Raw genomic sequence first — 3,045 nt, 5'->3', positions numbered from 1 at the left:
GCCACCGAAATCGAGCCCACGCCCGAATTCGGCACCCGCGTCGACACCACCTACCTCCTCGGCATGGCCAAGGTCAAAGGCGACGTGAAAACCCTCCTCGACATCGACCGCGTCGTCGCCCCGGAAACCATGCAATCCATCGCCGCCGCCGCCTGACCGCGCTCAGCCGCAGTCGGTCTTCCAAGAGCCGCCTTTGGGGCGGCTCGTTGTTTTCCCGGCCCGAGCGTGCTTTTTTCCTAAAGCCAAAAACTTTCTTCCCGATACTAGCCACGAAGCGTTGCGGTGTGCTCCCCAGAGCACGACCGCCAGTCCGGACAGACAATGGGTCTGTAAGAACAGGAAGCGACGCGCGGCGACTACCTTGTCGCTGCAACACACGTCCCTTCTTGCACCATGTCATCCCGTCGCACTCTGCTGCCATTGTTCGTTCTTCTGTCCGCGTCCGCGCTCGTTGCTTTTGCGCAGACCGTTTCTCCTGACGCCGCCCTCCAACGGCTGACGGACGGTAACACCCGCTTTGTTGGCGGGGATTCTCGTCACCCGAACCTCACCGCGGAACGCCGCACGGAGGTCGCGAAAGGCCAAACGCCTTTCGCCACCATCCTGACCTGCTCCGATTCCCGCGTGCCGGCCGAAGCGATCTTCGACCAAGGCCTCGGTGATCTCTTCCTTGTCCGCGTCGCAGGCAATGTCGCCAAGACCGACGAGATCGGCTCGATCGAATACGGGACCGGTCACCTCGGCACCCAGCTGCTCGTCGTGATGGGCCACAGCTCCTGCGGCGCGGTCAAGGCCGTCGTCGACGGCGCCGAGGTGCACGGCAACATCCCGCAACTCGTCGAGACCATCGTGCCCGCCGTCGAAAAGGCCAAGGCCGCCAACCCGGGCGTTCCCGGCGCGCAGCTCCTCGCGAAAGCCGTCGAGGCGAACATCTGGCAGTCCATCGACAACATTTTTGAAAACAGCGCGACCATCCGCGACCTCGTCAAAGCCGGCAAACTCAAGGTCGTGGGCGCCGTCTATGATCTGGCGTCCGGCCAAGTCGAAGTGAAGGGCGTGCATCCCGAGCAGTCCCGCCTCCTCGCCTACACCGGCGGCGCCGGCGCCCACGCGAGTGAGCATGCCGCTGGCGAGAAAGAGCACGCCGCGACGGCCCCGGCCGGCGCCCCGCACTCCGCGAACGAAGCTGCGCCGGCTGCCACCTCCGAGTTGGCGAATTCGGTCAGCTGGCTCGCGCTCGGCTTGGGTGCGATCGTGATCGGGGTGATCATCGCCACCACCTATCAGTTCTCGCGGACCGGCATGAAGTCTTGGACGGTCGGCCGCCGCATCACGGCCGGCTTCGCCGCGCTGCTGATCCTCATCGCCGGAATCATCACCGTCGCCTACGAGGCATTCCACGCAACGCTCGAAGGCTTCACCGAGTATCGCACCGACGCGAGCCACAGCGTGTTCGCCGGACGTGCGCAGGCGGAGTTCCTCGAGATGCGCGTCGCAGCCAAGGACTACATCGCCACGAAACGCGCTGCGGACGTGACCGCTTATCAGGCGCATCACGACAAGCTGATGCCGTTGATCAAGGATATGCAGACGCAGTTCCACGACGAGCCGCAACGCCTGAAGATGCTCCAGGACATCGAGTCTCACCTCAGCGAACACGCCACCCGTTTCGCCGACCTCACTGCCGCCGGCAAACGTGGCGCCTCCCTTTCGCAGCTGATCACCCTTGCCGACGTCATGGCCAAGTCGGGCAACTCACTCGACGAAGGCCTCGAGGAATTCAAACGCGAGCTCATCGCCGACCAGGATCACGCCGGCCCAGTCATGTCTGCCAAGATGAACTATACCCAATCGCTCATCGTCTGGATCGGCGTGGGCACCGTGCTCCTCACCGTCGGCTTCATCGTCATCATTACGCGCAGCATCGTCGGTCCGCTCGGCTCCGTCACTCAGGTTGTCGGCGACGGCGCGGAGCAAATCGCGGCCGCCACCGGCCAGGTCTCCGCCGCCAGCCAATCCCTCGCCGAAGGCGCCAGCGAACAAGCCGCCTCGCTCGAAGAAACCTCCGCCTCGCTCGAAGAGATGGCCTCCATGGCGAAGCGTAATGCGGACAGCGCCAATCAGGCCAAGGAACTCTCCGGCCAGACCCGCACCGCCGCCGACACCGGCGCGACCGACATGGAGGAGATGAAATCCGCGATGGATGCCATCAAGCACTCCTCCGGTGAAATCGCCAAGATCGTGAAGACGATCGACGAGATCGCCTTCCAGACCAACATCCTCGCGCTGAACGCCGCCGTCGAAGCCGCTCGCGCCGGCGAGGCCGGCGCCGGATTCGCCGTCGTCGCCGAGGAAGTCCGCGCCCTCGCCCAGCGCTCCGCCAACGCCGCCAAGGAAACCGCCTCCAAGATCGAAGACTCCGTCAACAAGAGCCAGCACGGCGTCGAGATCTCCGGCAAGGTCGCGGCCTCGCTCCAACAGATCGTCGACCGCGCCCGCAAGATGGACGCCGTCGTCGCCGAGATCGCATCCGCCTCGCACGAGCAGACGCAAGGCATCACCCAGGTGAACACCGCCGTCTCGCAAATGGACAAGGTCACCCAAGGCAACGCCAGCAGCGCCGAGGAAACCGCCGCCGCCGCCGAGGAACTCAGCGCCCAAGCGGTCGCCATGAACGAAGCGGTGATCGAGCTCCGCCATCTCGTCGGCACGACCAAATCCGCCGCCGCCGCGTCCGCAGCGCGCACGCCGAAGTCGTCGTCACGTCCGGCAGCGCCGCGCGGCGAACTCAAGCCCATCGCGAAGTCGCCGGTCGCGCGCACCACGCGCCAGCCGGTCTCCGCCGCCGCCAACCACGACGCCCACTTCCTGGATTCCTGATTCATGAGCACCACCCAAACCACTCGCACGGTCCAGTCGGTCAACGAGGGCAAATACCTCACCGTCCAACTCGCCGCCGAGGCCTACGGCATCGCGGTGCTCAAGGTCCGCGAGATCATCCGCATGCAGAAAATCACTCCGGTCCCCCAGATGCCGGAGTTCGTC

Annotated in this window: 3 protein-coding genes; all 3 read left to right on the top strand. The window is 65.1% G+C overall.

Translation table 11 applies throughout. The features are described from left to right. On the top strand, window positions 1-156 hold a 156-nt coding region (locus tag HZA32_12530; GenBank protein MBI5424897.1), incomplete at its 5' end, for a chemotaxis protein CheW. Window positions 157-393: 237 nt separating this feature from the next. After that, window positions 394-2,880 (top strand): hypothetical protein, encoded by a 2,487-nt coding sequence (locus HZA32_12525; protein ID MBI5424896.1) that lies wholly within the window; start codon window positions 394-396, stop codon window positions 2,878-2,880. Between the two features lie 3 nt (window positions 2,881-2,883). Further along, a partial coding sequence (locus HZA32_12520) for a chemotaxis protein CheW (protein MBI5424895.1) occupies window positions 2,884-3,045 on the top strand: 162 nt, incomplete at its 3' end.

The sequence above is a fragment of the Opitutia bacterium genome (genome assembly GCA_016217545.1).
Classification (GTDB): domain Bacteria; phylum Verrucomicrobiota; class Verrucomicrobiia; order Opitutales; family Opitutaceae; genus Didemnitutus.
The sequence above is the reverse complement of the archived record's forward strand: the minus strand, read 5'-3'. Positions and strand labels throughout refer to the sequence as shown.

Excerpts from the sequence above, each read along its gene's own strand:
- HZA32_12525 (MBI5424896.1), top strand. The coding sequence starts at position 394 with ATGTCATCCCGTCGCACTCTGCTGCCATTGTTCGTTCTTCTGTCCGCG.